This is a genomic window from Brevibacterium sp. UCMA 11752 (assembly GCF_021532235.1).
Classification (GTDB): domain Bacteria; phylum Actinomycetota; class Actinomycetes; order Actinomycetales; family Brevibacteriaceae; genus Brevibacterium; species Brevibacterium antiquum.
Genome location: NZ_JACBOS010000003.1, coordinates 1075468 through 1092217, shown reverse-complemented (window position 1 = coordinate 1092217; position 16750 = coordinate 1075468). Strand labels below are relative to the sequence as shown.

Annotated in this window: 15 protein-coding genes; all 15 read right to left on the bottom strand. The window is 64.5% G+C overall.

Annotation, left to right across the window (positions count from 1 at the left end):
- Nucleotides 1-37: 37 nt before the first annotated feature.
- The 15 genes from HU144_RS04915 to dcd all read right to left on the bottom strand — a co-directional run bounded on the left by HU144_RS04915 (nt 38) and on the right by dcd (nt 16469).
- Nucleotides 38-685, bottom strand: coding sequence for a hypothetical protein (locus HU144_RS04915; protein WP_235350371.1), 648 nt, complete (start codon nt 683-685; stop codon nt 38-40).
- 109 nt (nt 686-794) lie between these two features.
- On the bottom strand, nt 795-1436 hold the full coding sequence (locus HU144_RS04910) for a hypothetical protein (RefSeq protein WP_235350370.1): 642 nt from the start codon (nt 1434-1436) through the stop codon (nt 795-797).
- Nucleotides 1437-1441: 5 nt separating this feature from the next.
- Nucleotides 1442-2653, bottom strand: a complete 1212-nt coding sequence (locus tag HU144_RS04905) for an N-acetylglucosamine-6-phosphate deacetylase (protein WP_235350369.1) — start codon at nt 2651-2653, stop codon at nt 1442-1444.
- Between the two features lie 17 nt (nt 2654-2670).
- Nucleotides 2671-4776 carry a S9 family peptidase gene (locus tag HU144_RS04900; RefSeq protein WP_235350368.1) on the bottom strand — a complete coding sequence of 702 codons (2106 nt, stop codon included), beginning with the start codon at nt 4774-4776 and terminating at the stop codon, nt 2671-2673.
- A 44-nt stretch (nt 4777-4820) separates the two neighbouring features.
- Nucleotides 4821-5513, bottom strand: a complete 693-nt coding sequence (locus tag HU144_RS04895) for a hypothetical protein (protein ID WP_235350367.1) — start codon at nt 5511-5513, stop codon at nt 4821-4823.
- Nucleotides 5513-6994, bottom strand: coding sequence for a sensor histidine kinase (locus HU144_RS04890; protein ID WP_235350366.1), 1482 nt, complete (start codon nt 6992-6994; stop codon nt 5513-5515). The genes HU144_RS04895 and HU144_RS04890 overlap by 1 nt, the downstream gene beginning before the upstream one ends.
- Nucleotides 6991-7743 (bottom strand): response regulator transcription factor, encoded by a 753-nt coding sequence (locus HU144_RS04885; protein ID WP_235350365.1) that lies wholly within the window; start codon nt 7741-7743, stop codon nt 6991-6993. Before HU144_RS04885 ends, HU144_RS04890 begins: the two co-directional genes overlap by 4 nt.
- Nucleotides 7733-8128 carry a monovalent cation/H(+) antiporter subunit G gene (gene mnhG, locus HU144_RS04880; protein ID WP_198395755.1) on the bottom strand — a complete coding sequence of 132 codons (396 nt, stop codon included), beginning with the start codon at nt 8126-8128 and terminating at the stop codon, nt 7733-7735. Before mnhG ends, HU144_RS04885 begins: the two co-directional genes overlap by 11 nt.
- A complete protein-coding gene (locus HU144_RS04875; RefSeq protein ID WP_235350364.1) occupies nt 8125-8817 on the bottom strand; it encodes a monovalent cation/H+ antiporter complex subunit F in 693 nt (230 codons plus the stop codon). Before HU144_RS04875 ends, mnhG begins: the two co-directional genes overlap by 4 nt.
- Nucleotides 8814-9407 (bottom strand): Na+/H+ antiporter subunit E, encoded by a 594-nt coding sequence (locus HU144_RS04870; protein WP_235350363.1) that lies wholly within the window; start codon nt 9405-9407, stop codon nt 8814-8816. Before HU144_RS04870 ends, HU144_RS04875 begins: the two co-directional genes overlap by 4 nt.
- Nucleotides 9404-10987 (bottom strand): Na+/H+ antiporter subunit D, encoded by a 1584-nt coding sequence (locus HU144_RS04865; protein WP_235350362.1) that lies wholly within the window; start codon nt 10985-10987, stop codon nt 9404-9406. Before HU144_RS04865 ends, HU144_RS04870 begins: the two co-directional genes overlap by 4 nt.
- Entirely contained in the window at nt 10984-11583 is a 600-nt protein-coding gene (locus tag HU144_RS04860; RefSeq protein ID WP_096157732.1) for a Na(+)/H(+) antiporter subunit C, read from the bottom strand. Before HU144_RS04860 ends, HU144_RS04865 begins: the two co-directional genes overlap by 4 nt.
- Nucleotides 11580-14624 (bottom strand): Na+/H+ antiporter subunit A, encoded by a 3045-nt coding sequence (locus HU144_RS04855; RefSeq protein WP_235350361.1) that lies wholly within the window; start codon nt 14622-14624, stop codon nt 11580-11582. The genes HU144_RS04860 and HU144_RS04855 overlap by 4 nt, the downstream gene beginning before the upstream one ends.
- A gap of 268 nt (nt 14625-14892) precedes the next feature.
- Nucleotides 14893-15894 (bottom strand): hypothetical protein, encoded by a 1002-nt coding sequence (locus tag HU144_RS04850; protein ID WP_235350360.1) that lies wholly within the window; start codon nt 15892-15894, stop codon nt 14893-14895.
- On the bottom strand, nt 15891-16469 hold the full coding sequence (gene dcd / locus HU144_RS04845) for a dCTP deaminase (protein WP_096168264.1): 579 nt from the start codon (nt 16467-16469) through the stop codon (nt 15891-15893). The genes HU144_RS04850 and dcd overlap by 4 nt, the downstream gene beginning before the upstream one ends.
- Nucleotides 16470-16750 lie beyond the last annotated feature (281 nt).

The window sequence follows — 16750 nt, the reverse complement described above, 5'->3', positions numbered from 1 at the left end:
GGTCGGCGGGGTTTCCGCCGATGGTGAGGTTCTGAATTCAGACGAGAGCGGGCGGTCCGCGTCGGTAGTTCGGGCCGACGACGGCAGAGGTGATGGCCTGCGGCAGGTGGAACTCGCCCTGGACGAGTCGGGTCGGGAATTCGGCCAGTACGCCGACCGCCTCGGCGAGTGACCGGAGTGCGGTGGCGACCGGTCCCAGCGCCAGCTGCAGGATGGTGAGAATGATGTCTTCGCCGCGTTTGAGAGCCACTGCGGTGACGATGACCGCTGCGATGTGAGCAAGCACCATGGCCAGGCTCGCACTCGAGCCGTCACCGGCCATGTGCGACATCGGATGGGACATCGACCCAGCCTGGCCCAAGTCGAGAGCACCGGTCCCGTGGTTCATGTGCTGGTGGCCCGTGGCCGTTCCGGTCGTCGTTGCACCGGTGGAAGCGGGTGCGGCGGTGAACCACCCCATCGACAGGTGCATGAGGATCTGGCCCAAGCCGAGCAGTGATCCCAATGCCAGATATCCGAGCCGACGCCCGGCGAGGATCATTGCGGCCCATGAGGCGAAGACGAAGACGATCACGATGCCGACGAACGAGGTCGTGCCGCCGGCGCCGACGTGCATCAGCACGGCCAGCAGAGTCGTCATGAGCGCGGCGAAGAGAGCACGAACCGACTTGTTCGACCCGGTCATGCCTCTCCTCTCTTTGGGCTGCTCGCGCAGATGGCACCGTGGCTGAGCCTCAGGAGACTCAAATCTTCTACACAGTGTAGAACCAAGAGTACCCGCGACGCCAGAGAGGTTACATCCTCAGCCAGGTGTCAGCGGTCTTCTTGATCATGGCTCCAGCTTCTTCGGCCGAGTCCAGCCAGGTCACAGGTTGGCCTTCGGGGTCGATCACCGCGTCGGAGAGGACGATGACATCGAAGTTGCAGACGAGAGCGGCCATCGCGGAGGCACGAACCGATCCCGGCAGATCGCCGGCGCCGGTGCCGTCAGAAGCGCCTGCGTCATCCGCACCAGCCCTGTTGCCTACGACGTCCGGAGCATCCGCGTCGACCGGGGCACCCGCGTCGTCAGCGACATCCGCATCGTCATCGACATCGACATCGGCTGTATCCACAGCGTCGAAGGACGCGACTGTGCTCACGTCCCCGCCGGCGATGACGATGCGGTCAATGCCCATGTCGTGGAGGCCGGGGGCCAGGTCTCGGATGCCGTCGAAGACGTCAGGCTTCTCCGAACGCAGCACGAGGTCCTCTTCGTCGGGCACGAAGATGGACAGCTCCTCATCGGCGACGTCGAAGAGTTCGTCCTTCGTCGAGGCGAAGATGAGGACACCGCCGACGGTGCGAGTACGGCCGACGATGTCGACTAAGATCTCGGCGTTGTCGTCGGAGATGTAACTGGCGTCGTCGGTGTCTATGAGGAGCAGGGCATCCATGTCTCCTATCGTGCCATGTTCTCTGTTCGGATGCTCATGTCCGCGTTCAGCAGCAGGTGCTCGGAGGGCATTCCCACGCGCAGCAGACTGAGCTCATCCTCGGCGATGACCCCCAGTGCCCGCAGCGGCACCAGGCTCGCGGCCCGGACCGCCTCAAGTGGAGTCATGCCCACCTCGGTGACTGCTCTCACCACTGCATCTTCCATGGTCAGGGTGGAGCCGGCAATGGACCCGGTCGAACCGTCCTCGCCCAGCAGTCGCGCCACGGAATCCTCCACCTGCACCGGCAGAGATCCGAGCATGTATCGCCCGTCGGCCATCCCTGTCGCGGCCATGGCATCGGTGATCAGCGCGACCCTGTCGGGCACCAGGCTCGTCAGCATCCTTGCAGCAGCAGTCGCCACGTGCACTCCGTCGTTGATGAGTTCGAGCGTGACGTGTCCTGCCTCGACCGCGGCGAGGATCGGCCCGGGCGCCCGGTGGTGGATGCCGGGCATAGCGTTGAACGTGTGGGTGAGGATGCTCGCGCCCGCGTCGAAGGCACGGGCCGCTTCCTCGTATCCGGCTGCGGTGTGCCCGATGGCCACTCTCACCCCCGCCGAGGTGAACCGTGAGATCGCGTCGAGCGCACCGGGCAGTTCGGGGGCGATCGTGATCTGGGCCAGCGTTCCGTCAGCAGCCGTCAGGATCGATTCGACCGCTTCGGGGGTGGGAACCGTGAGCACTTCGGGTGCGTGGGCACCCTTGAAGTCCGGGGACAGGAACGGACCTTCGGCATGCAGTCCGAGCACACTAGGCTTCTCCCTCACGAGCCGGGCTCCGGTCGTCAGGGAGTCACAGAGACCCTCGATCGTGTCCGAGACGAAGGACAGGGCGAGCGCCCGGGTTCCGTGCCGGCGGTGGACGGCGAGCACCTCGTCGAGTCCGTCATTCCCGTCCTCGGCGCTTGAGCCGCCGGCCCCATGGCAGTGGATGTCGACATAACCGGGGGCCAGGTACGCGCCTTCGGCATCGATGGTCCTCACTCTCGCCGAGGTGCTCAGGTCCTGCCAGCCCGAACCGCGGCCGCGTGCAATGACGACTCCCCCGGCCTCGGCAAGCCAGTCATCGGCCGTTTCCACGGTGAAACCAGCCGGATCGCCGTCGAGGATGATGGCGTTGTGGATGATCGTGTCCGCGGACCTCGCCCTATTCACCCGGTCGTTGTCGGTCGTCATCGTTGCGGAGTCCCCCTTCACCCTAGGGTGCGGGCACGTTGGGCGTCGACGTCGAGGACGTGCCTGTCGAGGAACGCCAGGACCGTGCGATACCAGACCTCGGCATTGCCGCGACCGGCCACCCAGTGACCTTCGTCGGGGAAGTACAGGAAGCGATGCTGAGTGTGCCCCTCCTCGTCCAGCGGTGTCTTCGACCGGGACAGCAGGTCGTACCAGAGTTCCTGCCCCTGCCCGATGGGCACCCGGTAGTCCTTGTCACCGTGGATGACGAGCATCGGCACCTCGATCCGGTCGGCGAACAGGTGCGGCGAATACGTCCCCGACTGCTTCCGCATGGCCACGTCCCATGAGGCGTTGTCCGTGGTCCGTCCCATCGACGTCGTGTTCCACAGGGAGGCGTGCGTGATGATGCATCTGAACCGTTCGCTGGTGTGCCCGGCCACCCAGTTCGCCATGTACCCGCCGTAGGAACCGCCGGCCAGAGCGGTGCGCTCGGCATCGATGTCGGGGCGTTCGATGGCCGCATCCGTGAGTGCGAGGATGTCCGTGAAGGGTGCCCCGCCCAGTTCCTGCTGACCGCGGTCGATCATCGACTGGCCGTAGCCGGTGGAGATCGCCGGATCCGGCAGCAGCACCGCATATCCGGCGGCCGCGAACGGTCCTGGGTTCCACCGATACGTCCAGGAGTTCCAGGATCCCCAGGGCCCGCCGTGGGCGAATACGACGAGTGGGAACGGACCTTCCCCGTCGGGCAGAGCCAACCAGGCTCTCACCTCGGTGCCGTCGTCACCAACGGCGGCCACCTCGGTGAGGGAGCCTGCTCCGTCGATGGCGTTCGCCGGGTTGGCAAGCTCGCTGATCTGACCCGAGATCAGGTCGATGGCGATGGGCAGTGGTGCGACATCGATCGCCGAGGCGGTCGCCACGACCGTGATTCCCTGCACCTGCAGTCCTGCAAAGGCATATTTCTGCCCCGGACCGCCCACCAGACGCCGAGGCTGTTCGTCGTTGACATCACCGATGAAGACACTGCCGCGTCCGTGGTCGTCAGCGGTTGCCACGATCGTCGAATCGTCGGCCCAGACGGGGTCGAACCAGTGATCGGCTTCGGGCCAGACTGTCTCCAATGACCCTGTGTCAAGGTTGAGGAGCATGAGCGTCGCGGACAGGTTCGTCTTCGACGTCCAGAACTGCTCGCGGGTGACCAGGGCATGGGTCCCGTTGGGGCTGATCGCGTCGATGCCGAAACCGTGGTCGGCGGCAGCCTCGACCAGCAGGCGGGGTGCACTGTGTTTGTGCAGGTCGATCTGCCAGATCTCGCTGGCCTCGAGCTGACCCGAGATCGGCTTCTCGACCTGGACGAGAACGAACTGTGCTTCCTCGTCAACGGCCCAGTCGACGAGTCGTCCCGACGGCAGCGGCAGATAGCGAAAAGTGAGTCCGGTGGATGCGGCTGTGGTCGAATCTTCGCTGAAGCTGGTGGCCTCGGCGGTCGGGGTTTTGGACGTGGCACCGTCGGACGTGGTCGTTTCGGATTCGGCAGCGTCGGGGGTGAGGTCCTCGTCGAATTCGTCGGTGATCTCGGTCAGGTCTGCGACCGCGAGAGTCTCCTGTCCCGGGCCCAGGTCATGATCCCAGTGGCGGATGGGGAAACCCGTGTGGAGGATTCCGCTGACCTTCGATTTCCTGCGTTCCTGACTGTATTCTTGGTGTTCGTCCTCGTTCGCAGCCCAGGTGTGGACGGGGAACTGCACGATCATGGAGTGGCCTTTGACCTCGATTCGGGAGAATCCGCCGTCATGATCGGCGAGCTTGCGTGCTTCCCCGGTCTCCGGCAGCGCCCAGAGGCTGGGGCTTTCGGCATCCTTGCCGTCTTCGCCGGTGCGCTTGGCCGCGAAGTAGACGGTGCCCGAGTCGCCGATGGCGGCCGGGCCGATGGACTGATCGCCGCGGGTGATTCGGTGCGGTCGTTCACCGCTGATATCTGCCAGGTGGGAGAGGTAGCTGCTGCCCTCGTCGTTGAGGAAGGAATACTGGGCGATGACACGGCCGGTCTGGTTCGTCAGGAGGCCTTGCAGTCGGCGGGCATCGAGGAGAGCAGTCACAGCGTCGTTGATCGTCATAGAACCATCCTAGGATCATCGCCGATGTTCGGGCCCGCAAACTGCTATTTGAATCTCGGGGCGGGAACCTTCGCGCCGTCGATGGTGACCGTGGGCAGCATCTGCTTGAACTCCTCTGCCGCGTCCGTGTCCGTTTCGAGAGCGCGCATCTCGACGCCGATGTCGACGAGGCGCCCATTTGTCTGGTATCCGATCCGGGTCCCGTACATGACTGTCGGCTCCTGGTTGATCGCGAAGATCTCCGTCGGACCGAGCACACCTTGGTAAGACCAGTAGGATCCGGCCGCGAGGCTGCCCGTGCGCTGAGAGATCACCGAGGAGTCCGGCTCCGCGAACGTGTATTTCTTCTTCGCATCGACGACTGACTGCGGAGACTCGTCGTAGCCCTTGCTGCAGGTGATGAGGATCGTGTCGCTGTCGGCGACGGAGGATCCGCGGGAAAAGGAGTGGAAATCGTCGGTGGCCGATCCCTGGGCCCAGTCATCTGTCATCGCAACGCTGACGTCGACGGGGCATTCGGCGCCGAGGTTGACCGAGACTTCCTTCATCCCCTCGGGGATTCCGTCGTCAGGAGGTGCCGTGGTGGGGTTCTCGCCGGCCTTCTTCTGCACTGCCACACGGACGGGACCGGAGTCCCGTTCTGCGGTGCGGATCTGCAGAGCCGAGCAACCGCTGAGGGCAAGACTGCACAGTGCCGCTCCTGCCACGACTGTTCGCACCTTCGCAGCGCGGGTCATCACCGTTCGTCCCTCGACCGCAGCTCACGGCGGCTGCGTGGCTGCTGTCCCGAATCCGGATGCTGTGTCTGAGGCGGCTGCGCCGGTGGCTGCTGAGGCTGCGGCGGCTGCTGCTGCCAGGCTTGCTGCGGTCCAGGCTGGCTGCCGAACTGCCCCCCGGGCTGGCTGCCGTAATACTGCTGCGGACCGGGCTGGCTTCCATAGGCCTGCACCGGGCCCGACTGCGGGCCGCCAGCACCCTGCTCCGGCCCCGACTGGGGTCCAGGCTGCGGCCCAGACTGCGGCGCTGCCTGTGGGTTTCCGGGTGTCCGGCCCACGCCGGGGCCGGGCTTGAACTGGGAGTGCTGACCAGAGTCCGGTGGGAAACCGCCGCCCAGGGATTCTCCGGTCGACCGGTGGACGAGGTTGCCGTCGACTCGCTCGAGGCGTCGCTTCGAGGTTCTTCGCGGTGTGCCCAGGATCCGTCCCTGAAGCTCCGCCTCATTGGGCTGCCGAGGAGGCAGGAATCCGAGAGACGGCCCCGAGTCGGGAAGCTGCACCGGCTGGACCGGATGAGATCCGGCCGCGGCGTGCCCGACCTGATCGGCCATCGGCGGCACCGTCACCTGCGCGGCGTCGCCGAGGACCGGCAGAACCATACGCACCGAGGTGCCCACACCTTCTTGGCTGAACAGCTGCACCGAACCGCCGTGACGGGTCACAATCGCCCGCACCAGTGACAGTCCCATGCCGGAACCAGCCACTGCCCGAACGCGCGAGCCGCGTGAGAGTTCGTCCCACACCTGCTCCTGCTCGGTCAGCGGAATGCCGCTGCCGGTGTCGGCCACCTCGACGACGACCCAGCGGTGGCTGTCGATGATCTGCTCATTGGCACGCAGTTCGACGACTTCGGCCTGAGAGGAGTATTTGAGCGCATTGCCCAATAGATTGAGGATCGCTGTGAGCAGCAGATCTTCCTCACCGGCGACGTCGGGCAGACGCCAGGGGGCACGGGCGACCGTGGCCACGATCATGCGGTCTTCGGCGCCGGGTGCCGTCGATGCATCCTCGACGGCCTGGTGGATGAGCCGATCGAGATCGACTCGGGAGTATTCGATGATGCGGGTCTCGACGTCGGCGAGTTTGCGCAGGTCTGCGAGGAGTCGCGCGACCCGGCGCGAGGAGATGTCGACCTGTTTGGCTGAGGATTCGACTTCACTGATCGAGCCGCCCTCGCGGACGACGTCGCGGATGCTCGCGGCCGAGGTGCGCAGCGCGGTCAGCGGATTCTTCAGCTCGTGATCGAGTCGGATGAGCATCCGATTGCGTTTGGCCAGGGAGTCCTCACTCGCCGCCGTCTCAATCGACTCCTTCAACGCGGCCTCACGTCTGCGCAGATACCTCCAGGCGAAGAAGGCACCGACGGCCAAACCTGCCAGCACGAGGAACAGCAGGAGCAGGAACAGCCAGATCTGGATCTCGAAGACCAGAAAGTTCGTCATGGGGATCTCTGACCATCTTCGCCTCGGACCTCACCGACGAATCTGTAGCCCCGCCCCTGCACGGTGGCGATCCATCGAGGTTCGGCGGCGTCCTCCCCGAGGACTCGGCGCAGTTCGGCCACACGGGAATCCACCGCACGTGTGCCCACGGCCTCTTCGAAGCCCCACAGGATCTCAAGCAGACGGGACCGTTCGATGAGTTCGTCCTTGTGGACCATGAGGTATTCCAACAGGGTGAAGCCCTTGGGCGTGATGACAAGTTCGCGATTGCCCATCCAGGCGCGCCTGCCCACACGATCGACGCGCAGACCGAAGCTCGAAGCCAGCACCGGAGCAGTGGCCAAGGGAGGCCCGTCTGTCCGGGTCCGACGCAGCACCGCGCGGATGCGCGCCACGAGCTCGTGCGGGTCGAAGGGCTTGTTCAGGTAGTCGTCGGCACCCTCTTCGAGCGCCATCGCCCGCTCGACGGCCTCTCCGACCTGGGTCAGCAGCAGAACCGGGACCCAGTTCTCCTCCTGGCGCAGCCGTCGCAGAACCTGTCTGCCATCGGCACCGGGCATGAGCACGTCCAGGACGCAGACATCGGGATTGTGCCGGTGGATCTCGTCGAGGGCCAGCAAGCCATCGCTGGCGGCGAGCACCCGAAAACCGGATCGTTCGAGGAAGGGGACGACGGCGCCGAGGACATCGGGTTCGTCATCGGCGACCAGCACCAAGGGCTGGGGTTCGTGCTGAGTGTCAACCGTCATTGTGGTCCGTTCCGATTCCTTTTCTGCGTTCCCACGCGGCTTCTCTGGCCTCTGCCCGATCGACCGCCTCGGCGAGCTCATCTCGGTACAGCATAGAACGACGCAGGTGCTTGGTGCGATAACCGGCGCGTCCGACCATGTGCGTGGCCACGGGGATCGTGACGAGCTGGAACGAGATGACGATCGCCAACGTCGTCACCGTCGACCATGCCGGGTACTGGATCGCAATCGCGACAGCCACCATCAGCAGCCCCAGGATCTGGGGCTTTGCACTCGCGTGCATGCGTGAGAGGAGATCGCCGAAGCGCAGCAGACCCAGCGCGGCAGCCAGCGACAGCACCCCGCCGAGGAGGATGAGCACCGCAGAGATGATGTCGAGGATCATCGGCGTCCCCCTTCGTCGTCATCTGGTTCCGGTCCGGTGCGCTCACCGTCGTCGGAGTCCCCGGGCCCCGAGTCGGGTCCCGTTCCCATCCCCTCGCCCTGCGCCTCCGGGTCGGCGTCGGGATCGACGCTGGGTTCGGCGCTGGGGTCGGCAACGGCACCGGGGTCGGTTCCCTGGTCGAGTCCCACGGTCACTGGCTCTTCGTCTTCCTGCACGGTGATCGCATCGGGCCCGTCGGCGACATCGGAGATTCCGCGGGCCACGTCATCGGGCCACTCCTCACCGACCTGGGATTGTGCCTGCTGGCGGTTCTCGGTGTCACGGTGACCCTCGGCGCCATCGGCTGATTCCTTGGGCATGTGCCAGTCCGAGCTGGAGAAGTCACTGAGTGAGCCCACCTCGGCGCCGGGGGTCATGGAATCGGACTTGGACACGTACCGGGAGACGCTGACGGAGCCCACGAACCCGAGCATCGCCAGCACGATGAGCACAGGCAGGAGGTCCGTGCGACCGGACAGGGCCATGAACCCGCCCAAACCGCACATGATGGAGGCCAGCACGACGTCGGTGGCGATCATGCGATCGAGGATCGAGGGCCCACGGACGATGCGATAGAGGGCGATGATCGCCGAGGAGGCCAGCAGCACCGAGACCATGACCACGAGGGTGTCGAGGACGATCTGGCTCATCGGTCACCTCCGCGTTCGTCGGCCAGCGGATCAGGGTTGATCTTCAGTGCAGCGAGGTCACGGTGGGAGCCGAGAGCTTTGATGAGCAGCTCTTCGATATGGTAGACCAGCTCTTTCGCGTTGAGGACCTTCTCCTCGGAATCGCAGTCGAGAACATGCAGATAGAGGACGCCCAGCGCCCGGTCGCTGTCGACGATGATCGATCCGGGAATGAGGCTGGCGGTGTCGGCGACGAGCGTCATCAGAAGGTCCGAACTCGTGCGCAGGTCGCAGGCGATGACCGATCCGGCGCCCACCGCGCGGGGCCGGAATGCGTACCAAGCCACCTCGACGGAGGCGATGATGAGCGAATAGAGGAACCACAGTCCGTAGTTGAGGGCGTGGATGATGTTGAACCTGCCGGAGAGCACCACCGGCGGCAGATAGAACACGCGGGTCACGACGAGGGAGAGGACGACACCTGTGATGATGTGCATGAGCGACACCGCATCCCAGAGCATCACCCACAGCACCACGAGGAAGAACACCAGCACGAGCTGCTGGACGAAGCTTCGTCCCTTCGTCATCCGAGGTGGCCTGTTCGGGCTCATGAGTCATCACCGCCCAGCACGGTCGTCACATAGTTGACAGGCGACTGCAGGTTCTCCGCGGCACGGTCCGACATATCCCACAGTGGGGCTGCGAAGACCGTGAGGACGATCGACGCAACCACGACCACGGTGGTGGCGGCGAACATCGATCCCGGAACGCCGATCTGCGATTTCCAGGGCTTGCCCGCGAGCTTGGCCTTCTTGCGTTCGGCGAATTCTGCGACGAGCTCTTCATTCGGCTCCTCCGCATCCGCGGGGTCACGCCAGAAGGCCAGGTTGAAGGTACGCCCGATGACGTAGAGGGTCAGCAGGCTGGTCACGGTGCCGGCGACGATGAGGCTGACTGCGAGCCAGTCGTGGTCGGAGAAGCCGGCGGCGAAGAGGGCGACCTTGCCGATGAACCCGGAGAACGGCGGGATGCCGGAGAGGTTGAGGGCAGGGATGAAGAAGACGATCGACAGCGCCGGTGAGAGCACCATGAGCCCACCCAAAGACCTGGTCGAGGTCGACCCACCTCGCATTTCCACCATTCCTATGGCCAGGAACAGCGCGGTCTGGACGATGATGTGGTGGACCGTGTAGTAGATGGCGGCAGAGAGCCCCACAGTGGTCCCCAGCGCCACACCGAAGAGCATGTAGCCGATGTGGGATACGAGGGTGAAGGACACGATCCTCTTGATCTCCGACTGGGCGATCGCGCCTAAGATTCCGACCACCATCGTCAATGCTGCTGCTATCAGGAGAGGCACTCGCAGAGAGGACTCGGCGAACAGCAGCGTCTCGGTGCGGATGATCGCATAGATGCCGACCTTCGTCAGCAGCCCCGCGAACACAGCCGTGACCGGAGCTGGAGCAGTCGGATAGGAGTCGGGCAGCCAGAAGGACAGCGGGAAGATCGCAGCCTTGATGCCGAAGCCGATGAGCAGGAGGACATGCAGGATCATCTGCACATCAGGCGGCAGTTCACTCAGCCGCTCGGACAGCTGGGCCATGTTCACTGTTCCGGTCGCCGAGTAGATGACGCCGATCGCTGCCAGGAAGATGATCGAGGACACGAGCGAGACGACGACGTAGGTCACGCCCGCCCGGATCCGCTCGGCCGTGGCACCCAGTGTCAGCAGCACATAGGAGGCGACGAGGAACATCTCGAAGCCGACGTAGAGGTTGAAGAGGTCACCGGCGAGGAAGGCGTTGGCGACACCCGCGCACAGCACCAGATAGCTGGGGTTGAACACGGAGATCGGGGTCTCGTTCGAATCGTCGTTGGCGTCCTGGTTGAGCGCGTAGACGAGCACGCACAAGATGACCAGGGAGGATACGACGAGCATGAGCGAGGAGAGCCTGTCGGCGACGAGCACGATCCCTGCGGGCGGCTCCCACCCGCCGATCGCCACGACCTGCGGGCCGTGGGCGTCGACGCCGAAGAGCATGATGAGGGAGATGATCATGACCGCGCTGAGGATCAGAATCGACACGATGTTCTGTGCCCGCGAGTGCTTCGACAGGACCAGTGCCAAGCCTGCACCGAGGAGGGGCAGGAGGACGGGCAGCGGCACAAGCACGGGAAGGAGATCCATCATTTCTTCTCCTCCGTCTCGGTTCCTTCGGAACCTCTGCCGTCCTTGTTCGCCGAGGTGGCCCCGGCCCTGCCCTTGCCCGCGCTGTTCTCGGCCCTGTCCGCGCTGACCTCGTTGTCTTCACGTTCGTGGGGCTTGCCGTCGTCGTCGAGGTCGATGGCTCCGGTGATCGGACTTTCGGCCTCATCACCGAACTCGGTGTCGTCGTAGTCCGTGCTCGCCTCCGCCTCGGAGTCGATCATCTTCGTGATCGCCACCTGCAGGTCGGCGGTGTCGTCCTGCAGCGAATCGGCGCGAACCAATCGCCAGGAGCGGTAGATCATGGCCAGCAGGAACGCTGTGACCGCGAACGTGATGACGATGGCCGTGAGGATGAGCGCCTGTGGCAGCGGATCCGACATGCCCTCCGTGGACAGGTTCTTCCCGTCAGTCAGCGGCGGAGCTCCCCTGCCTGCGGTGAGGATGATGAGGAGGTTGACTCCGTTGCCCAGGAGGATGAAGCCCAGCAGCACACGGGTCAGGGAGCGTTCGAGCATGAGGTAGATGCCACAGGCGAAGAGGAATCCCATCGCCAGCACCATGATGAAGGGCACAGTCATAGCCGTCCCCCTTCCGCGCCGTTGTCCACGTCGAGGTGGTTGACACGGTCGAGGATCGAGGAGACCGCATCGTGCTCGGCCTCGGCGCTGAAGTTCTCCGAAAGGTTGTACGACTGGTTGAGTCGGTTGGTCAGCACCATCTCATCGCGCTCCTGGTGCAGGTCCACCTCGGCGCCCAATGATCTGAGGATGTCGAGCATGAGGCCGACGACGATGAGGTAGACGCCGATGTCGAAGAACGTCGAGGTTCCAAACGACAGGTGCCCGAGCACCGGAATGTCGCCCTCGAGATAGACGGATTTGAACACGGTGTCGCCCCAGATCCACCCGGAGACGCCGGTGAGCACGGCCATGATCATTCCGGTCCCCAACATGCCCGAGGGGGTGAATCGGGCCGCCTCGGCGAGTTCGAATTTACCGCCGGCGAGGTAGCGCACGACCAGTGCCAGACCGGCCACGAGGCCACCGGCGAAGCCGCCGCCGGGTTCGTTGTGGCCGGCGAAGAGGAGGTAGAGGGAGAAGATGAGGACAGCGTGGAAGACGAGGCGGGCGGTGACTTCGAGGATGATGGATCGGTTGCGTGGGGCCAGTGTGCGTCCGGCGATGAGCCAGGAGACTCGCCGCTGTGTCACGTCCTCGCGCTGAGAGGCGTGGAAGTTCCCGATCTCCTCGGCGACGGGCTGGAAGCGCACCCGCCCCTGCAGCTCGGTGCCGTCACGGCGGGACACGAAGCGGTGGAGGTGTCCTTCACGGCCGCGGACGAAGATCAGTCCGGCGATGCCGGTGCCGGCAGCGACGAGGACCGAGATCTCACCGAGGGTGTCCCAGACGCGGATGTCGACGAGAGTCACGTTGACGATGTTCTTACCGTGGCCGAGTTCGTAGGCGAGCTGACCGAAGTCCACGGAGACTGGGTCGCTGATGCGCACACCGGCGGCGATGAGCACGACCACCATCATGGTCACGCCGACTGCGGCGCCGATGATGGCGCGCCAGGCCGGGGTGAAGCGTCCGGTGCTCTGACCGATCCGAGCCGGGAGTCGGCGCAGGACGAGGACGAAGACGACGATGGTGATGGTCTCGACGAGGACCTGGGTCAGGGCCAGGTCCGGAGCCCCGACGAAGGCGAAGTAGGCGACCATCGCATAGCCCGAGATTCCGGTGACGACCACGGCGGTGAAACGCTTCTTTGCGCGGGTGGCTGCGACCGCGACGATGATGAGGACCGCTGCGATGATGAAGTCGAGCGGGGTGTCGAAGAGTTTGAAATCGATGTTCCAGGTGTCGTTCGAGATCACGGCCAGACCGATGCCTGCCACGAGGACGAGGTAGATCACGCTCTGGTAGAACGGCAGCGAACCGCGCTGGGTGCGGGAGGTGACCCACAGAGCCAACCTCTCCATCCAGCTGATCAGCTTGCTGTAGAGGTCGTGGAAGTCCAGGCCCGAGGGCAGCGTCGACTGGACCTTGGCAAACGAGTCGCGGAGGAAGAAGAGGCCCAGGCCGACGGCGATCGTGATCGCGGACAGGGCCAGTGCAGGTTCGAGCCCGTGCCACAGGGCCAGGTGGTAGTCGCCGTCGCCGGGGTCGATGACCGGCAGCGTCGAGGTCCAGGCTCCGAAGTAGCCGTCGATGAGCCCGGCGGCCGGCCCCAACGCCACGGTGAGCACGGTGAGCATGACCGGGGAGATGATGAGCGTGATCTTCTCATCGCGGCGGGCGATGTCGTCGACGCCCGCTTTGCTCGAGAACGCGCCCCAGACGAAGCGTGCCGAGTAGGCCACGGTGAGCATCGACCCGATCATGACGCCGATCAGCGCAATGATCGATGCCTTGTCCCCAGAGGCCAGCAGGGTCGAATAGACCGCCTCCTTGGCCACGAAGCCCAGCAGCGGCGGCAGGCCGGACATCGAGGCTGCGGCAATCGTGGCGCAGACGGCCACGACGGGGAATGCCTTCCAGCCTCCGGAGAGCTTCGTCAGGTCACGTGTGCCGGCACGATGGTCGATGATGCCCACGCACAGGAACAGGCAGGCCTTGAACAGGGCGTGCGCGATGAGCATCGCCAGCGCGGCCTTGGTGATGTCGGGTGTGCCGAAGGAGGCCATCGTCGTCAGGAACCCGAGCTGGGAGACCGTGCCGAAGGCGAGCAGAAGTTTGAGGTCGGTCTGCTTCAGGGCCTGCCAGCCGCCGATGAACATCGTGAGCAGACCCAGCGTGAGCAGGGTCTCCGACCATCCGGGCAGTGCGTGGTAACCCGGTGCCAGACGCAGGATGAGGTAGATCCCGGCCTTGACCATCGCCGCCGCGTGCAGGTAGGCGCTGACCGGGGTCGGTGCTGCCATGGCGCCGGGGAGCCAGAAGTGGAAGGGAATCAGCGCGGACTTCGAGACCGCACCGACGAGGATGAGGATCACGGCCGTGACGATGACGGGCCCGGTGTCCAGACCGAGACTGGCGCGTTCCATGAGTGTGGAAATCTGGCCTGTTCCGGTCGCGGCCATCAGCAGGATCATGCCCACGAGCATGGCCAGCCCGCCGGCCGTGGTGACGATGAGGGCCTGCAGTGCGGCCTGGCGCGAGCGACGGCGGGATTGGCTATGGCCGATGAGGAGGTAGGAGAAGACCGTGGTGCCTTCCCAGAACAGGTAGAGCATGAGGAGCTCATCGGCGACGACGAGCCCGTACATCATTCCGGCGAAGGCCATGAAGACTGCGGCGAACCGGGCCAGGCCGGGCTCATCGGGCGGGAAGTAGCGGGCACAGTAGACGAAGACGAGGGCACCGACGCCTGTGACCAGAAGACTCATGATCCAGGAGAGTTCGTCGAGGCGGAAGATCCCCTCGAGGCCGAGTGCCGGCAGCCAGTTCATGCTCTCGACCAAGGGCGAACCTGCGGACCCGAAGATATCGGGGACCTGGGCCAGGCTGAAGATCAGCGCGGCGAACGGCACCAGCGCAAGGAAGAAGAACCCGTTGCGACCGAGGCGTCTGACCAGTGGGTACGCAATGACAGCAGCCCCGAAAAAGGCTCCTGTCATGACTATCACCGGCGGACACCTCCGTCATATATAAGATTTGCCAGAATGTAGTGCTCAACAGTATTTTCTCACGACACCCCGCGTATCTCCCAATCAACGAGGCCGGTCGCAACAGTCATTATGAACACATTCTGTTCAGATTCCACGCCCGTTCCAAGCCCATTTGTCACAGGTTCTGCGCGAATTCTGCGCGATTCAGAACGTTCACTGCCGGCGAAGTCGACTTGGCTGCGGGCGGCGAGCTGGGGGCGGCGAGCCGGAACCTGCGTCAGCTGCGGAGCTGGCTGCTCGTGACGAGGAAGCCCATCTCATCCAAGCCGGTGCCGTCACAGCCGATGAGCAGTTCTGCTCCGATGCTGTCGACGAGGCCGGCCACCTTGTTGCGCATTCGCCGGAAACGACGGGTCTGGACCGGTTGGAAGCGCTTCGACTCGGTATCCATCCAGTGCACGTGGTACTCGATCAGCGGCATCTGAAGATGCTTGCCGATGATCGGCGGCACCCAGTCAGCCTCCGATACGCGAATCTCAATCATGCCTGCCTTCTCGCTGATCTCCCCGAGAGGGACGAGGAGCGAATAGCCGTCGAGGATGACCGGTGCCGAGGGATCGAAGAGGGGATCGTCGATCGTGGCCTGAGCCAGGACTGCCTCGTCGGGTGTCGGCAGCGCCTGCTGGAAGGCGTGCGGAGCGTGCTTGCGGACGAGCGACAGCGCCACGTCGGGCTCGAGCCAATAGGACGAGTAGAGATAGAGGTCGATCTTCGCCTCCGGGTCGGGCACGATGACCCGAGTCGGCAGGCCCGCTTCATCCGCGAGGCGGACACCGGTGTGCAGGCGTGATGCGACGCCCAGGATGAGGCTGAGCATCCGCTCCTCTTCCCGGTCGGGCAGCCCTGCCGGGAACGCCTCATGGAGTCCGTCTGCGTCGCTGAACCAGTCCGGCGGCGGGACCGGTTCGCGGTCTCGAGGGCAGTCGATGACTACTGCGTGATGAGCCCAGTCGGGAACCTCGAGCGCGGCGATCGCGACAGCATCGAGGTCGACTCCCTCACTCAGACGCGAGTGTCGACTCAGCTTCAGTTGGCCTCTTTCATCCAGGCGGGGCGCGAGGTCGGGAAGCCTGTTGTGCACGAGCGCGAGCACATCGGAGACCTCGACCCCTTCGTCGAGGAGAAGCAGATGAAAGCCGCGCAGGTCCGCCGAGACATCCGTGTCGCTGACACGCTCGGCGGCTTCCCGCTGCATCCGCAGCTCTCGGCGGGTGGTCACATGTCCCTCCGGTAGAAGTTGAGGTGAGAACGGGATGCCGTGGGGCCCTGCTGCCCCTGATAGCGGTTGCCGGTGGCCTGCGAACCGTAGGGGTTGAGCGCAACCGAGCTGAGGCGGAAGAAGCAGAGCTGACCGATCTTCATTCCCGGCCACAGGGTGATGGGCAGAGTCGCGACGTTCGAAAGCTCGAGAGTCACATGACCGTTGAACCCGGGATCGATGAAGCCTGCCGTGGAATGGGTCAGCAGCCCAAGGCGTCCTAGTGACGACTTGCCCTCCAGCCGCGCGGCCACATCGTCGGGCAGTGTGACGAGCTCGTGCGTGGAGGCGAGCACGAATTCGCCCGGATGCAGCACGAACGGCTCTCCTGGCGCTGCTTCGACGAAGCGGGTGAGTTCGGGCTGATCGAGACTCGGGTCGATGACCGGGTATTTGTGGTTGTCGAACAGACGGAAGTAGCGATCCAGGCACACGTCAACGCTGGCTGGCTGGATCAGAGAAGGGTCATAGGGGTCGAGGGCGATGCGTCCGGAGTCGAGCTCGGCGCGAATGTCGCGATCGGAAAGGAGAGTCACGTATCCGATGGTAGTCGCCCAGGGCTCAGGAGTGCAGTGAGCAGCACTCACGAAGGGGCGAAATTGCTCACAGACTCCGCGACACACCGGAGTTTGGTAACGACTTGATAACGATCGGTGGTGTTTTTGCTGGTTTTCTCCCGTGTGTCTCCCCACAGCCGATCGTGAATGCCTTAGAGTTAGGAGCTGTACGAACCCGCGCACGATGGTGCCTTCCTCTTCTTAAGCCAAGGAATGCCGGGAGTCCATCGTCTTTCGTGGGTTGACAACGAACGAAAGGC

Coding starts and splice junctions, on each gene's coding strand:
- HU144_RS04890 (WP_235350366.1), bottom strand. CDS start 6,994: ATGACGAACTTTCTGGTCTTCGAGATCCAGATCTGGCTGTTCCTGCTC.
- HU144_RS04915 (WP_235350371.1), bottom strand. CDS start 685: ATGACCGGGTCGAACAAGTCGGTTCGTGCTCTCTTCGCCGCGCTCATG.
- HU144_RS04910 (WP_235350370.1), bottom strand. CDS start 1,436: ATGGATGCCCTGCTCCTCATAGACACCGACGACGCCAGTTACATCTCC.
- HU144_RS04865 (WP_235350362.1), bottom strand. CDS start 10,987: ATGATGGATCTCCTTCCCGTGCTTGTGCCGCTGCCCGTCCTCCTGCCC.
- HU144_RS04870 (WP_235350363.1), bottom strand. CDS start 9,407: ATGAGCCCGAACAGGCCACCTCGGATGACGAAGGGACGAAGCTTCGTC.
- HU144_RS04875 (WP_235350364.1), bottom strand. CDS start 8,817: ATGAGCCAGATCGTCCTCGACACCCTCGTGGTCATGGTCTCGGTGCTG.
- HU144_RS04860 (WP_096157732.1), bottom strand. CDS start 11,583: ATGACTGTGCCCTTCATCATGGTGCTGGCGATGGGATTCCTCTTCGCC.
- mnhG (WP_198395755.1), bottom strand. CDS start 8,128: ATGATCCTCGACATCATCTCTGCGGTGCTCATCCTCCTCGGCGGGGTG.
- HU144_RS04855 (WP_235350361.1), bottom strand. CDS start 14,624: ATGACAGGAGCCTTTTTCGGGGCTGCTGTCATTGCGTACCCACTGGTC.
- HU144_RS04905 (WP_235350369.1), bottom strand. CDS start 2,653: ATGACGACCGACAACGACCGGGTGAATAGGGCGAGGTCCGCGGACACG.
- HU144_RS04885 (WP_235350365.1), bottom strand. CDS start 7,743: ATGACGGTTGACACTCAGCACGAACCCCAGCCCTTGGTGCTGGTCGCC.
- HU144_RS04895 (WP_235350367.1), bottom strand. CDS start 5,513: ATGACCCGCGCTGCGAAGGTGCGAACAGTCGTGGCAGGAGCGGCACTG.
- HU144_RS04900 (WP_235350368.1), bottom strand. CDS start 4,776: ATGACGATCAACGACGCTGTGACTGCTCTCCTCGATGCCCGCCGACTG.